Annotated in this window: 13 protein-coding genes; 7 read left to right on the top strand and 6 right to left on the bottom strand. The window is 69.1% G+C overall.

Features of this window, described 5'->3' with window-relative positions; genetic code table 11:
• Window positions 1-29: 29 nt before the first annotated feature.
• The 6 genes from ACFRAQ_RS21720 (at window position 30) to ACFRAQ_RS21695 (ending at window position 7,442) form a co-directional block, all read left to right on the top strand.
• Entirely contained in the window at window positions 30-1,178 is a 1,149-nt protein-coding gene (locus ACFRAQ_RS21720) for an acyl-CoA dehydrogenase family protein (protein WP_379103680.1), read from the top strand.
• Entirely contained in the window at window positions 1,175-2,779 is a 1,605-nt protein-coding gene (locus tag ACFRAQ_RS21715) for an acyl-CoA carboxylase subunit beta (RefSeq protein WP_379102353.1), read from the top strand. The genes ACFRAQ_RS21720 and ACFRAQ_RS21715 overlap by 4 nt, the downstream gene beginning before the upstream one ends.
• Before the next feature lie 8 nt (window positions 2,780-2,787).
• Window positions 2,788-4,776, top strand: a complete 1,989-nt coding sequence (locus ACFRAQ_RS21710; RefSeq protein WP_379102351.1) for an acetyl/propionyl/methylcrotonyl-CoA carboxylase subunit alpha — start codon at window positions 2,788-2,790, stop codon at window positions 4,774-4,776.
• 3 nt (window positions 4,777-4,779) lie between these two features.
• Window positions 4,780-5,943 carry an acyl-CoA dehydrogenase family protein gene (locus ACFRAQ_RS21705; protein ID WP_379102349.1) on the top strand — a complete coding sequence of 388 codons (1,164 nt, stop codon included), beginning with the start codon at window positions 4,780-4,782 and terminating at the stop codon, window positions 5,941-5,943.
• 83 nt (window positions 5,944-6,026) lie between these two features.
• On the top strand, window positions 6,027-6,821 hold the full coding sequence (locus tag ACFRAQ_RS21700; RefSeq protein WP_379102346.1) for an enoyl-CoA hydratase family protein: 795 nt from the start codon (window positions 6,027-6,029) through the stop codon (window positions 6,819-6,821).
• A gap of 6 nt (window positions 6,822-6,827) precedes the next feature.
• Window positions 6,828-7,442 (top strand): TetR/AcrR family transcriptional regulator, encoded by a 615-nt coding sequence (locus tag ACFRAQ_RS21695; protein ID WP_357284725.1) that lies wholly within the window; start codon window positions 6,828-6,830, stop codon window positions 7,440-7,442.
• A gap of 38 nt (window positions 7,443-7,480) precedes the next feature.
• Here the strand turns inward: ACFRAQ_RS21695 and ACFRAQ_RS21690 are convergent, their stop codons facing one another.
• A complete protein-coding gene (locus ACFRAQ_RS21690) occupies window positions 7,481-7,768 on the bottom strand; it encodes a hypothetical protein (RefSeq protein ID WP_379102343.1) in 288 nt (95 codons plus the stop codon).
• A gap of 211 nt (window positions 7,769-7,979) precedes the next feature.
• On the opposite strand from ACFRAQ_RS21690, the gene ACFRAQ_RS21685 reads away from it, so the two are divergent.
• A complete protein-coding gene (locus ACFRAQ_RS21685) occupies window positions 7,980-8,843 on the top strand; it encodes an alpha/beta fold hydrolase (RefSeq protein ID WP_379102341.1) in 864 nt (287 codons plus the stop codon).
• Window positions 8,844-8,892: 49 nt separating this feature from the next.
• Here ACFRAQ_RS21685 and ACFRAQ_RS21680 read toward each other — a convergent pair whose 3' ends face one another.
• The 5 genes from ACFRAQ_RS21680 to ACFRAQ_RS21660 form a co-directional block, all read right to left on the bottom strand.
• Window positions 8,893-9,309, bottom strand: a complete 417-nt coding sequence (locus tag ACFRAQ_RS21680; RefSeq protein ID WP_379102339.1) for a hypothetical protein — start codon at window positions 9,307-9,309, stop codon at window positions 8,893-8,895.
• Window positions 9,310-9,625: 316 nt separating this feature from the next.
• Complete coding sequence (locus ACFRAQ_RS21675; protein WP_379102337.1) at window positions 9,626-9,778, bottom strand: hypothetical protein; 153 nt, start codon at window positions 9,776-9,778, stop codon at window positions 9,626-9,628.
• 133 nt (window positions 9,779-9,911) lie between these two features.
• Window positions 9,912-12,002 carry a glycosyltransferase family 39 protein gene (locus ACFRAQ_RS21670; protein WP_379102335.1) on the bottom strand — a complete coding sequence of 697 codons (2,091 nt, stop codon included), beginning with the start codon at window positions 12,000-12,002 and terminating at the stop codon, window positions 9,912-9,914.
• A complete protein-coding gene (locus ACFRAQ_RS21665) occupies window positions 11,999-12,160 on the bottom strand; it encodes a hypothetical protein (protein WP_379102333.1) in 162 nt (53 codons plus the stop codon). The genes ACFRAQ_RS21670 and ACFRAQ_RS21665 overlap by 4 nt, the downstream gene beginning before the upstream one ends.
• On the bottom strand, window positions 12,157-13,401 hold the full coding sequence (locus ACFRAQ_RS21660) for a glycosyltransferase (protein ID WP_379102331.1): 1,245 nt from the start codon (window positions 13,399-13,401) through the stop codon (window positions 12,157-12,159). The genes ACFRAQ_RS21665 and ACFRAQ_RS21660 overlap by 4 nt, the downstream gene beginning before the upstream one ends.
• Window positions 13,402-13,463: the final 62 nt, after the last annotated feature.

Raw genomic sequence — 13,463 nt, 5'->3', positions numbered from 1 at the left:
GGGAGTGAGGCGGTATGAGCGCCCAATATGTGAACCCGTGGCAGACGCCCGAGCGCCGCGAATTGCGCGCCACCGTGCGTGGTTTCGCCGAACGTGAGGTGCTGCCCTACCTGGATCAGTGGGAGCGCGACGGCGAGATTCCGCGCGAGCTGCACAAGAAGGCGGGCGCGCTGGGTCTGCTGGGCATCCAGTTCCCCGAGTCCGCGGGCGGTTCCGGCGGTGACGCCATCGACGCCGCCATCGTGGCCGAGGAGATGCACTACGCGGGCTGCTCGGGCGGCCTGTTCGCGTCCCTGTTCACCTGCGGTATCGCGGTGCCGCACATCATCGCCTCCGGCAATGCCGAGCACATCGAGCGCTGGGTGCGGCCGACGCTGGCGGGGGAGAAGATCGGCTCGCTGGCCATCACCGAGCCGGGCGGCGGTTCCGATGTCGGGCACCTGCGCACCGCCGCGGTGCGCGACGGCGACGACTACATCGTGAACGGCTCCAAGACCTTCATCACCTCCGGTGTGCGCGCCGACTACGTGGTGACCGCGGTCCGCACCGGCGGTCCGGGCGCGGCGGGTGTGTCGCTGCTGGCGGTGGAGAAGGGCACGCCTGGTTTCACGGTCAGCCGCAAGCTGGAGAAGATGGGCTGGCTGGCCTCCGACACCGCCGAGCTGTCGTATGTCGACGTGCGGGTGCCCGCCTCGAACCTGGTCGGTCCGGAGAACAGCGGATTCGCGCAGATCGCAAACGCTTTCGTGAGCGAGCGGGTGGGCCTGGCCGTGCAGGCGTACGGGCACGCGCAGCGCTGCCTGGACCTGACCCTGCGGTGGACCCGCGACCGGGAGACCTTCGGCCGCCCGCTGATCAGCCGCCAGGCGGTGCAGAACACGCTGTCGGAGATGGCCCGCCGCATCGACGTGGCCCGCGTCTACACCCACGTGCTGGCCGAACGCGCCGCGCAGGGGGAGACCGACCTGATCGCGGAGGTCTGCTTCGCCAAGAACACCGCGGTGGAGACCGCCGAATGGGTTGCCCACCAGGCGGTTCAGCTGTTCGGCGGCCTCGGCTACATGCGCGAGTCCGAGGTCGAGCGGCATTACCGCGATGTCCGCATCCTCGGCATCGGCGGCGGCACCAATGAGATTCTGACCAGCCTCGCGGCCAAGCGATTGGGGTTCCAGTCTTGAGTATTCTGCGCACATCCGTGGACCCGAATTCGGCGGACTACCAGGCGGCCGCCGAGGCGATGACCGCCAAGCTCGTCGAGGTCGAGGTCGAGTACGCCAAGAACATCGCGGGCGGCGGCCCGGACAAGATGGCGCGGCATCGCAAGCGCGGCAAGCTGACCGCGCGCGAACGCATCGAACTGCTCATCGACGAGGATTCGCCGTTCCTGGAGCTGGCCCCGCTGGCCGCCTGGGGCAGCGACTTCCATGTGGGCGCGAGCGTCATCGCCGGCATCGGCGTGGTCGAGGGCGTCGAGTGCATGATCACCGCGCCGGATCCGACCGTGCGCGGCGGCACCTCCAACCCGTGGACGCTGCGGAAAACCTTGCGTATGAACGACATCGCGCTGGAGAACCGGCTGCCGGTGATCGGCCTGGTGGAGTCGGGTGGCGCGGATCTGCCGACGCAGAAAGAGGTCTTCGTCCCCGGCGGCCGCATGTTCCGGGACCTGACCCGGCTGTCGGCGGCCGGTATCCCCACCATCGCACTGGTTTTCGGCAACTCGACGGCCGGTGGCGCGTACATCCCGGGCATGTCCGACTACACGGTCATGATCAAGGAGCGCTCCAAGGTGTTCCTGGGCGGTCCGCCGCTGGTGAAGATGGCCACCGGTGAGGAGTCCGACGACGAGTCGCTCGGCGGCGCGGAGATGCACGCCCGCACGTCGGGTCTGGCCGACTACCTGGCCGTGGACGAGCAGGACGCGATCCGCCTGGGCCGCTCCATCGTCAAGCGCCTGAACTGGCAGAAGCAGGGGCCGGCCGCGCGCCCGGTCACCGAGGTGATCGAGCCGCTGCACGACCCGGAGGAACTGCTCGGCATCGTGCCGACCGACCTGAAGATCCCGTTCGACCCGCGCGAGGTCATCGCCCGCGTGGTCGACGGCTCGGACTTCGACGAGTTCAAGCCGCTCTACGGTTCCAGCCTGGTGACCGGCTGGGCGGAGCTGCACGGCTACCCGGTCGGCATTCTCGCCAACGCGCGCGGCGTGCTGTTCTCCGAGGAGTCGCAGAAGGCGACCCAGTTCATCCAGCTGGCCAATCAGAAGAACACGCCGCTGCTGTTCCTGCACAACACCACCGGCTACATGGTCGGCAAGGAGTACGAGCAGAAGGGCATCATCAAGCACGGCGCGATGATGATCAACGCGGTCTCGAACTCGAAGGTGCCGCACATCTCGGTGCTGATGGGCGCGTCCTACGGCGCGGGCCACTACGGCATGTGCGGTCGCGCCTACGACCCGCGTTTCGTCTTCGCCTGGCCGAGCGCCAAATCCGCCGTCATGGGCGGTGCGCAGCTGGCGGGTGTCATCTCGATCGTGGGTCGCGCGGCCAACGAGGCGCGGGGCATCCCGTTCAACGAGGAGGCCGACGCCGGTCTGCGCGCCATGATCGAGGCGCAGATCGAGGCCGAATCGCTGCCCATGTTCATGTCGGGCCGCCTCTACGACGACGGCGTCATCGACCCCCGCGACACCCGCACGGTGTTGGGAATGGCGTTGTCCGCCATTCACAATGCCCCGATCAAGGGCGCCGAGGGCTTCGGCGTCTTCCGGATGTGAGGCCAGAAATGGAAATCACCAACGTTCTGGTCGCCAATCGTGGCGAGATCGCGCGGCGCGTGTTCGCGACCTGCCGGCGCATGGGTATCGCGACGACCGCGGTCTACTCGGACGCGGACGCCAACTCGCCGCACGTCGCCGAGGCCGATGCGGCAATCCGGCTGCCGGGCAACACTCCTGGCGAGACCTACCTGCGCAGTGAGCTGATCATCGAGGCCGCGCTGGCCGCCGGTGCCGACGCGATCCACCCCGGCTACGGATTCCTCTCCGAGAACGCCGAATTCGCGAAGGCCGTGCAGGCCGCCGGGCTGACGTGGATCGGCCCGCCGGTCGCGGCCATCGAGCAGATGGGCTCCAAGGTGGAGTCCAAGAAGATGATGGACGCCGCCGGTGTCCCCGTGCTGAAGCAGCTGGATCCGGCCGAGGTCACCGCCGACATGCTGCCCGTGCTGATCAAGGCGTCCGCCGGTGGTGGCGGTCGCGGTATGCGTGTGGTGCGGGAGTTGTCCGAGCTGACCGGTCAGATCGAGGCGGCGCAGCGGGAAGCCCAGTCCGCCTTCGGCGATCCGACCGTCTTCTGCGAGCGCTACCTGGAGACCGGCCGCCACATCGAGGTGCAGGTCATGGCCGACACCCACGGCACCGTGTGGGCGGTCGGCGAGCGCGAGTGCTCGATCCAGCGCCGTCACCAGAAGGTCGTCGAGGAAGCCCCGTCGCCGCTCGTCGAGAAGATCGACGGGATGCGGGCCCGTCTGTTCGAGGCGGCCCGGCTGGCGTCGGAGGCCATCGGCTACGAGGGCGCGGGCACCGTCGAATTCCTCGCCGACGAGAAGGGCGACTTCTTCTTCCTGGAGATGAACACCCGTCTCCAGGTGGAGCATCCGGTCACCGAGCAGGTCACCGGCCTGGACCTGGTGCGGCTGCAGTTGCAGGTGGCCGCCGGTCGCCCGTTGCCTGCTCGGCAGCCGGAGATGCGCGGCCACTCCATCGAGGTGCGGCTCTACGCGGAGGACCCGGCCCACGACTGGCAGCCGCAGTCCGGCGCCGTGCACCGCCTCGACATCCCCGGCACCCTGGGTGAATTCACCGTGCTGACCGAGCCGGGCGTGCGCCTGGACACCGGCATCGTGGACGGCTCGGTGGTGGGCGTGCACTACGACCCCATGCTGTCGAAGGTCATCTCCTTCGCCGAGACCCGCGACGAGGCCGCCCACCTGCTGGCTTCCGCCTTGCAGCGGGCCAAGATCCACGGCCTGGTCACCAACCGCGATCTGCTGGTGCGGGTGCTGCGGCATCCGGCGTTCCTGGCCGGCGACACCGACACCGCCTTCTTCGCCACCCACGATCTGGAGAAGCTGTCCGCGCCCTTGGTTTCCGAGGCGGACGAGCAGCTGTCCATCGTGGCCGCGGCGCTCGCCGACGCCGCCGCCAACCGGCGTACGGCGCGGATCGGCGGCGGTCTGCCCAGCGGCTGGCGCAACCTGCCGTCGCAGGCGCAGTCCAAGTCCTATGAGTCCCGGCTGACCGGCCGCCACGACGTGCGCTACCGGATCACCCGCTCCGGCCTGGAGGCCGAGGGCCACCAGGGCCTCGAATTGCTGGAGGCAACACCGGATCTGGTGATCCTCCAGGTGCCCGGCGAGCGCGGCCCGGTGCGCCGCCGCTTCGAGGTCGCCCGCTACGGCGATCTGGTGACGGTGGACTCCCCGCTCGGTCCGGTGGCGGTGCGCCGGCTGCCGCGCTTCGAGGATCCCGCCGACCAGGTGGCCGAGGGCTCGCTGCTGGCCCCGATGCCGGGTGCGGTCATCCGCCTGGGCGCGGCCGCGGGTGACCGGGTCGAGAAGGGCCAGCCGATCCTCTGGCTGGAGGCCATGAAGATGGAGCACACTATCGCCGCCCCCGCCGCGGGCGTGCTCACCGAATTGAACGTTTCCGCCGGCCAGCAGGTCGAAGTCGGCACGGTGCTCGCCGTCGTCCACAGCGAAGATCAGGAGTAGGCAATGGGTTTCATCGAGACCGACGAACAGAAGGCGCTGCGGGAGGCGGTGGCCAAGCTGGCCGCCAAGTACAACTTCCGCGACTACGCCGGGCCCAAGGCCCGCAAGGGTGAGCCGTTCGACGAGCTGTGGGACGAGGCCGGCAAGCTCGGCTTCCTGGGTGTGAACCTGCCCGAGGAGTACGGCGGCGGTGGCGCGGGCATCTACGAACTCGCCCTCGTCCAGGAGGAATTGGCGGCGCAGGGCTGCGGCCTGCTGCTCATGGTGGTCTCGCCCGCCATCTGCGGCACCATCATCACCAAGTACGGCACCGAGGCGCAGAAGCAGGAGTGGCTGACCAAGCTGGCCGACGGTAGCGGCAAGATGGTCTTCGGCATCACCGAGCCGGACGCGGGCTCCAACTCGCACAAGATCACCACCACGGCCCGCCGCGACGGCGAGGACTGGATCCTCAACGGCCGCAAGATCTTCATCTCCGGCGTCGACCAGGCCGAGGCCGTGCTCATCGTGGCCCGCACCGAGAACGCCAAGACCGGCAACCTGCAGCCCGCCCTGTTCATCGTCCCGGTCGACGCTCCTGGCTTCGTGAAGACGAAGCAGGAGATGGACATCATCGAGCCCGACAACCAGTTCACCCTGTTCCTGGACGACGTCCGGCTTCCGGCGACCGCGCTGGTCGGCCAGGAGGACGCGGCCATCGCGCAGCTGTTCGCGGGCCTGAACCCGGAGCGCATCATGGGCGCGGCCATGGCGGTCGGCATGGGCCGCTACGCCATCGACCGGGCGGTCTCCTACGCCAAGGAGCGCGCGGTGTGGAAGGGCGTGCCGATCGGCGCGCACCAGGGCATCTCGCACCCGCTGGCCCAGGTCAAGATCGAGCTCGAGCTCGCCAAGGTGATGATGCAGAAGGCGGCGTTCCTCTACGACGCCGGTGACGACTTCGGCGCCGCCGAGGCCGCCAATATGGCGAAATACGCTGCGGCCGAGGCCAGTATCAAGGCGCTCGACCAGGCCATCCAGACCCACGGCGGCTCCGGCCTGACCGCCGATGTGGGCCTGGCGGGCATGCTGGCCGCCTCCCGCATCGCACGCGTGGCGCCGGTCAGCCGCGAGATGATCCTCAATTTCGTGTCGCAGCACTCGCTGGGCCTGCCCCGGTCCTACTGACCGCGGCGACGAGTGGCGGTGTGCGCGCGGCCACCGCTACTCGTCCCGCTTTTCCGTAAGTCACTCAGCAGCAGGAGTATTCGATGACCGACACAGCCGGTGCCACCGCGGACGCGCCGTTCGTGCGCTACGAGGTGAGCGACGGGTTCGCGGTACTGACCCTGGATTCGCCGCACAATCGCAATGCCCTGTCCTCGCGGCTGGTGACCGAACTGCTCGCCGGCCTGGAACGGGCCGCCGCCGACGACGCGGTGCGCGGCGTGGTGCTCACCCACACCGGCAATACCTTCTGCGCCGGAGCCGATCTCAAGGAGGCGGTGGACGCCGATCCGGCGGCCGCCGCCGAGATCCGCACGCAGTGGATGATCTCGGTGCTGCGCAATATCCTGGCCATGCCCAAACCCGTGGTGGCGCAGGTGAACGGCAATGTGCGCGCGGGCGGCATGGGCATCGTCGGCGCGTGCGACCTGGCCGTCGCGGGCCGTGACAGCAGTTTCGGCCTCACCGAGGTACGGATCGGCCTGGCCCCGTTCATGATCTCCCTGACTCTGCTGCCGCGCATGTCCGCCCGCGCGGCCGCCCGCTACTTCTCCACCGGCGAGACCTTCGACGCCGCCGAGGCCGAGCGCAACGGCCTGATCACCGTGGCCGCCGACGACCCCGCCGCCGAGGTGGCCCGCCTGCGCGCCGAACTCCGGAAGGGCTCGCCCCAGGGCCTGGCCGAGGCCAAGCGTCTGGTCAACACCGACCTGCTCGAGGTCTTCGACCAGCGGGCCGAGGAACTGGCCAAACGCTCCGCGAGCTACTTCGGCACCCCCGAGGTGATCGAAGGCATGACGGCCTTCCTGCAGCGCCGTCCACCGAGCTGGGCACAATAGGTCACCATGGCGACACCCCACGAACCCAAGCAGGACCGCAGCCGGGCCACCCGGCAGCGGCTGCTGGAGGCGACCATCGACTGCCTGTCCCAGATGGGCTGGGCAGCCGCCACGGTCGCCGTCGTCGCCGAACGCGCCGGGGTGTCGCGCGGTGCCGCCCAGCATCATTTCCCCACCCGTGAGGATCTGATCACCGCCGCCCTCGAGTACATGTTCGAAACCCGGATGGCCCAGGCCAAGGCGGACGCCCTGGCGGTCGCCGAGGTCGCGCAGGGCGTCGCCCGCACCGAGGCCGTGGTCGCGGGCTTGGTCGAGTCCTACACCGCCCCCATCTTCAAAGCGGCCCTCCAGGTCTGGACCCACGCCGCCGCCGACCCGGTCCTCCGCGAACGCATCGTCCCCATGGAAGCCCGCTTCGGCCGCATCTCCCACCGCATGGCCATCGAAGCCCTGGGTGTGGACGACACCGATCCGGTGACCCACCACTTGGTCCAGGCCACCCTCGACCTGGCCCGCGGCCTCGGCCTCGCCGACGTCCTGACCGATGACTCCTTGCGCCGCAAGGAAATCGTCCAGCAGTGGGCCGCCACCCTCCACACCGCCCTCGAAGCAGCCCGCTGACCTCCCGGCCAGCGGGTGCCGAGACGGCGCGGCTCCGGTCAGCCGGCGATCAGATAGCTGTGCACCGGTTCGAACGAGATGCGGGGCTCGCTGGTTATTCCAGCTTTTTGGAGCGCCGGGGCCAGTCGTTCGTTGGCGAAGCGCTGGAAATCTTCGGGGGAGCTCCAGACGTCGGTGACGCGGAGCCCCCTGTCCGTGGTGGTCGCCCAGTGGAACAGGCCACCCGTAGCCATGGGGCCGCCCGGCGCGAATCCCAAGATCTCGAGAATCGAGTCGTACTCCTCAACCGTTGTGTCGTCGAGTTCGACGATGACGGCGACGGCCATGATGATCTCCTTTCGCGATAGCGGCCCGACGCGGGTGTCAGGCCCTGGGTCGAGCGTAGATCCGGCCTAGCTGGACTTTCGCCGAATAGAAGGAAGCGGGCGGACGCGCCGGATGGCACGCCTGACATCCGCTGTCGCGGCCACACCGATGACTTTCCGGTCGATTCGTCGTCGGGTATATCGGGGGTGAACCGACAGACAGGAGTTCGGCATGAAGGGACCGATTCGGAGGGGCGTGACCTCGGTGCGGGCCAACGGTGTGGACCTCGGCGTCGAGGGCTTCGGCCGGGCGGACGATCCCCTCGTCTTGCTGGTCGGCAGCCCGACGATGCTGTCCTGGCCCGACGAGCTGTGCGAGCGGCTCGCATCGGCCGGTCGGCGCGTGGTCCGCTACGACCTGCGCGACTCCGGTGCGTCGACGACCATCGACCCCGAAAATCTGGGCTACGACCTGCGGGATCTTGTCGCGGACGCGGTTGCGTTGGTCAAGGCGCTCGGTGCCGGGACCGCGCACCTCGGTGGGGTGGGCGTCGGCGGGATGGTCGCTCAGGTCGCCGCGCTGGACCACCCGGACGTCTTCACCGCACTGACCCTGGTCAACACCCGGCCGGTAGCGCCGGGTCCGGTCGACGACGACCTGCCCGACCATGACCCCGCTGTGATGGGCGCGTTGTTCGCCCACCCGCTGCCGGACTGGACCGACCGAGGCGCGGTCGCGGAGTTCGCCGCCGCGGGGGCCGCGCTGTTGGGCAACGATCCTGAGGACGCGCGGGCGACCGCTGCCCGAATCTGGGATCGCACGCCGTCGACCGATCCCGCGGTGCACCAGGCGAACCAGCTCGGGATGACGTTCGCCCGCATCGACTGCACCCCGCGCTGGCGGGACCGGCTCGGCCGCCTCGCCGTACCCACGCTCGTGGTGCACGGCCGCGCCAACCCGTTCTTTCCGCTCGGCAACGCCGAGGTCCTCGCCGCCGAAATCCCTGGGGCGCGACTACTGGTCCTCGACGGCGTGGGTACCGCCTTGTCCCGCACCGTGGCCGACCGGACCGCCGCCGCCATGCTCGCCCGGTAGCCGCCCCGCGTGCGGCTACTCGGCCGGGGGTGTTCGAGGACTGCCGAGGTCAGCGACTGCTGCCGGTGCCGTTGAGCAGCAGGGGGATTCGGGCCGCCATGTCCACCGGGAGGTAGGTCGTGGCGCTGGTGGTCCAGGCTTGACCGGATTGCGCATCGTAGTGGCTGGGCATGGTGATCCCGGCGGGCGCGTAGGCATGCAGTCCGTTGTCGCGAGTCGTGTAGGTCGCGCGCCACAGGTGATCCTTGAACGCGATGACACCGGCGACATCGGTGGCCTGGGAGGTACCACGCAGTGCCGCAACCTTTTTCGCCACGCCATCGGTGGACAGGTAGGTGAGCGTGCCATCGGCCTGCTGATCGGCGGCGATAGCGACGACATCGGTCATGCCGTACTTGCCGCGAAGCACGTCAGCGATGACGGTCCGGGCGTAGACGGGAATGCTGCGGAACCTAGCAGCCCCCATCCGCCCCACAGCCCCTTCACCCGACCTCGTCCACTCAGCGGGACAACGGTGGCCGGCGGCGGCTCCCTGGGCGGCACCGATCATTGTTTTCGGTATCGGTAGCCCTATCGGTCGTGTGCTGTGGTGCGGGTTGAATGGTTGGCCATTCGCGATAGGCTCGCATGGACGTATTTCTTGGGGGCGGGAGCTTTTCGTGCCCATCGGAAGTTAGGAAACGGAAGTCGACATGGGCGTTCTCGGGGTTCTCTTCACTCTGCTGTCGCAGGCGTTCGGAATCGTGACCAATGGGTCTGCCTACATGAACAGCCCGCACTGATCAGAAGCCGAAAACTTCTGCCAATTCGATCGATTCGTCGTCCCAGCGGCGTTCGATGCGCTCGCGTTCGATGTCGGGGAGGAACGGATCCCATCCGGCCCTGCGCCAGAAGGCTTCTCGATGCTCATCGGGGAGGGGATGCGGCTTGCTCATGCGGATTCCCTGGATCGTGACGGCCGTCACAGTCAGTTTATCGGGTTGTGGTGGGGCGCAATGAAGAACCGAGCGCCCGCATCCGGAGGGGTGCGGGCGCTCGGTCCTGTCGTGGCGGGGGCAAGCCCGCCGGTCAGTTGGTTTTGGGGGCGGTGAGGTCGTAGAGGGTGATGCCGTCCACTTCCTCGGCGGTGAAGTGGTCCTTCACCCAGGCGGTGATCTGGGAGCTGGTGCCGTTGCCGCCGCGTTCGCCGCCCATCTGGCTGCCCGCGATGAAGTAGTGGATGCGGCCCACCTGGACGTACTCCTGGAACTGGGCGAGGGTGGGGGAGGGGTCGCTGCCGTTGAAGCCGCCGATGGGCATGACCGGGAGTTCCGTCGCCAGCTGGAATCCGGCCGCCGAGTTCGAGCTGACGGTGGCCGCCACCCAGGTGTACTCGGAGCCGCTCGCCTTCAACAGGTCGGTGACCTTGGCGCTGGGGCGGCTCGCCATCATCATGTTGCCCGCCGCGCCGCCGAATCCCTCAGGCCCGCCGGTGGTTCCGCCCGGGCCGCCGTTCGTCGAACCGCCGTGGTTCATGCCCGCGCCGTGCTGGCTGCCGCCGGGCTGACCGCCCGGAGCGCCGTTGCGCGGGCCGCCATTGCCGCCGTTGCCGGGCGCGAATCCGTTCCCTTCGCCGAAAACGTTGCCGGTGAACCCGTCAGGACGGTCACCGCCGCGCGGTCCGCCCGGACCCCAGCCGCCGCGGACCGCCGGACCGGCCGAGGGCATCGGTCCCTGGTGCGCGGTGGCGATCCCGTCCACGGCGTAGGCGGTGGGCGCCGCCAAGCCGAGGATCACCGCTGCCGCCGCGACGGACAATCCGGCCTTGCGGGGCAGGCGGAGGAGCAGTAGCAGCGTGACGGCGATGCCGCCGACCAGGACCGTCCAGCGCAGCCACGGCACGAAGGACGTGCTGCGGGACAGGATGATCCACGCGGTGGCGGTGGTCAGGCCCATGGCCGCGACCACGGCCGGCCGCACCCAGGGCTGGTCGCGGTGCCGCCAGGCGAGCACCGAGCCCGCGCCGATCAACGCGGCCACACCGGGGGCCAGCGCCACCGTGTAGTACGGGTGGAAGATGCCCTTCATGAAGCTGAACACCAGTCCGGTGCCGACCAGCCAGCCGCCGAACAGGATGAGTGTGGCGCGTTGCGGATCGGTGCGGGTCAGCTTGCCGCGCAAGACGATTCCGGTCACGAGCAGTACCAGCGCCGCCGGGATGAGCCAGGCGATCTGACCCGCCTGCTGCGGCTCGAACAGTCGCCCGATGCCGGGCGTGCCCCACATGCCACCCCCGCCGTTCGGCATGTCGCCGCCGAAACCGCCGACGCTCCCGCGCTCCTCACCGTTCAACCGGCCCAGGCCGTTGTAGCCGAGGGTCAGTTCGATGATCGAATTATGCTGCGAGCCACCGAAGTACGGCCGGTCCGCGGCGGGCCACAGCTCGGCGAGCAGCACCCACCAGCCCGCACCGGCGACCATGGCCGCGCCCGCCGCGACCAGCTGCGCGATCCGCTTGCCCAGCGCGGGCGGTCCGGCGATCAGGTAGGTCAGCGCCAGCGCGGGCACCACCAGCAGCACCTGCAATTGTTTGGCCAGGAAGCCCAATCCGATGAACGCGCCGGTCAGCACCAGCCAGCGCCACCGTCCATCGGCGACCGCGCGGGTCATCGCCCAGGCCGCCGCCAGCATGAGGAACACCAGCATCGCGTCGGGGTTGTTGAAGCGGAACATCACGGCCGCGATGGGAGTCAGCGCGAGCGCCAGCCCCGCCAGCAGTCCGGCGGTCGCCCCGAAGTTCCGGCGCACGATCGCCCACAGCAACGCCACCGACGCCACGCCGAGCAGCGCCTGCGGCAGCAGCATGCTCCAGCTGTGCAGTCCGAAGATCCGCACCGAGATCTCCATGGGCCACAGCGACAGCGGCGTCTTGTCCACGGTGATCGAGTTGGCCGCGTCGGAGGAGCCGAAGAAGAACGCCTTCCACGACACCGAACCCGCCTGCACCGCGGCCGAATAGAAGGAGTTGGCCCAGCCGTTGGCGGACAGGTTCCACAGGTAGGCGACGGCCGTGCCGACCAGCAGGGCGGCCAGGGCCAGGTACTCCCGGCGGTCGCCGCGCGCCGCGGGCGGCTCGGCCGGGGCCGGGGCGACCCGGGTCTCGGTCAGTGTCGCGGTCATCGGTCGCCTCCTCGGCTGTTTCGATCGGTCCGGGGATCGTCGGGGATGGTCCAGAACGGCAGTTCGCCGTGTTCGGGGCGGTGACGGTGCGGGAAGTCGACGGCGGCGAGCCGGAAATCGTCCGGAAGTCCTTGCTGCGCACGGGAGAAGGAGGTCAACGCGTCACCTCGGGCATGGCGTGCTTCCCGGCATTGCGGAACACCCAGCGCAGTCCGACGAACCGCAGCAGCGTGGCGACCAGGTTGGCCACAACCAGCACCACCAGTTCCAGATGGACGGCCGCGTCGGGAGCCCAATGGTGCAAAGCGAACAGTGAGCCGGAGGTCAACGCCAGTCCGACACCGAAGATGGCCAGTCCCTGGAAGTGATGCGACACAGCCTGACTGGATCCGCGCACCCCGAACGTGAAGGCCCGATTGGCCGCGGTGTTACCGACCGCGGTGATCAGCAGCGCCAGGAAGTTGGCGGCCTGCGCCCCCGTAATCCCTTGCAGCAGTACATAGAGCAGCAGATACGCCAGTGTCGAGGTGACACCCACGATGCCGAACCGCACCAGCTGCCCGACCATCCCCAGCGGTACGCCCTCGACCAGCGGCTCACGCCCGATGGCCGCCCGCAGTTCGTTGATCGGCAGCCGCCCGGTGGTCAGCGCCCGCCCCACCCGCCAGATGCCGAGCAGGTCCTTGCGGGCGGTGTCGACGATGTCCACCCGCGAGTCCGGGTCGTCGATCCAGTCCACCGGCACCTCGTGGATGCGCAGCCCGATCTTCTCGGCCAGCACCAGCAGTTCGGTGTCGAAGAACCATTCGCCGTCCTCCACCAGCGGCAGCACCAGTTTGGCCACCTGGGAGCGCATGGCCTTGAACCCGCACTGCGCGTCGGAGAACTTGGCCTGCAGGGAGGTCCGCAGGATGAGGTTGTAGCAGCGGGAGATGATCTCGCGCTTGGGTCCGCGGACCACCCGGGACTGGGAGGCCAGCCGGGTGCCGATGGCCACGTCGGAGTGCCCGGACACCAGCGGCGCGACCAGCGGCAGCAGCGCGTTCAGGTCGGTGGAGAGGTCCACGTCCATGTAGGCGACGACCTGCGCGTCGGACGCCTGCCACACCTCGCGCAGCGCCCGGCCGCGGCCCTTGCGGTCCAGGTGCGCCACGCGCACGCCGTCCAGCTGGGCGGCCAGCTGCCGCGCCACCGTGAGGGTGGAATCGGTGGAGGCGTTGTCGGCGATGGTGATTCGCGCCGTGAACGGGAAGTTCAGGGTCAGGAAGGCGTGCAGCCGGCGCACGCAGGGGCCGAGGTCGACCTCTTCGTTGTAGACGGGAACGACCACGTCCACGACGGGCGCGGTCACTGCTGCAGTGGGTTCCGCCGCCCGGACGGCGGTCACGGTGTCGTTCATGGTGACCAATCTCGATCACCAGACTCACATCAGTCTGCGCCCTGCCTGGGAGGTTCCTGGGA

It is taken from the genome of Nocardia sp. NPDC056611 (assembly GCF_042792755.1).
Taxonomy (GTDB): domain Bacteria; phylum Actinomycetota; class Actinomycetes; order Mycobacteriales; family Mycobacteriaceae; genus Nocardia.
This window is presented reverse-complemented; position numbering and strand designations above follow the sequence as displayed.

What these genes read in the sequence shown, in the direction of transcription:
- ACFRAQ_RS21710 (WP_379102351.1), top strand. Translation starts at nt 2,788, where the DNA reads ATGGAAATCACCAACGTTCTGGTCGCCAATCGTGGCGAGATCGCGCGG.
- ACFRAQ_RS21705 (WP_379102349.1), top strand. Translation starts at nt 4,780, where the DNA reads ATGGGTTTCATCGAGACCGACGAACAGAAGGCGCTGCGGGAGGCGGTG.
- ACFRAQ_RS21700 (WP_379102346.1), top strand. Translation starts at nt 6,027, where the DNA reads ATGACCGACACAGCCGGTGCCACCGCGGACGCGCCGTTCGTGCGCTAC.
- ACFRAQ_RS21695 (WP_357284725.1), top strand. Translation starts at nt 6,828, where the DNA reads ATGGCGACACCCCACGAACCCAAGCAGGACCGCAGCCGGGCCACCCGG.
- ACFRAQ_RS21690 (WP_379102343.1), bottom strand. Translation starts at nt 7,768, where the DNA reads ATGGCCGTCGCCGTCATCGTCGAACTCGACGACACAACGGTTGAGGAG.
- ACFRAQ_RS21685 (WP_379102341.1), top strand. Translation starts at nt 7,980, where the DNA reads ATGAAGGGACCGATTCGGAGGGGCGTGACCTCGGTGCGGGCCAACGGT.
- ACFRAQ_RS21680 (WP_379102339.1), bottom strand. Translation starts at nt 9,309, where the DNA reads ATGGGGGCTGCTAGGTTCCGCAGCATTCCCGTCTACGCCCGGACCGTC.
- ACFRAQ_RS21675 (WP_379102337.1), bottom strand. Translation starts at nt 9,778, where the DNA reads ATGAGCAAGCCGCATCCCCTCCCCGATGAGCATCGAGAAGCCTTCTGG.
- ACFRAQ_RS21670 (WP_379102335.1), bottom strand. Translation starts at nt 12,002, where the DNA reads ATGACCGCGACACTGACCGAGACCCGGGTCGCCCCGGCCCCGGCCGAG.
- ACFRAQ_RS21660 (WP_379102331.1), bottom strand. Translation starts at nt 13,401, where the DNA reads ATGAACGACACCGTGACCGCCGTCCGGGCGGCGGAACCCACTGCAGCA.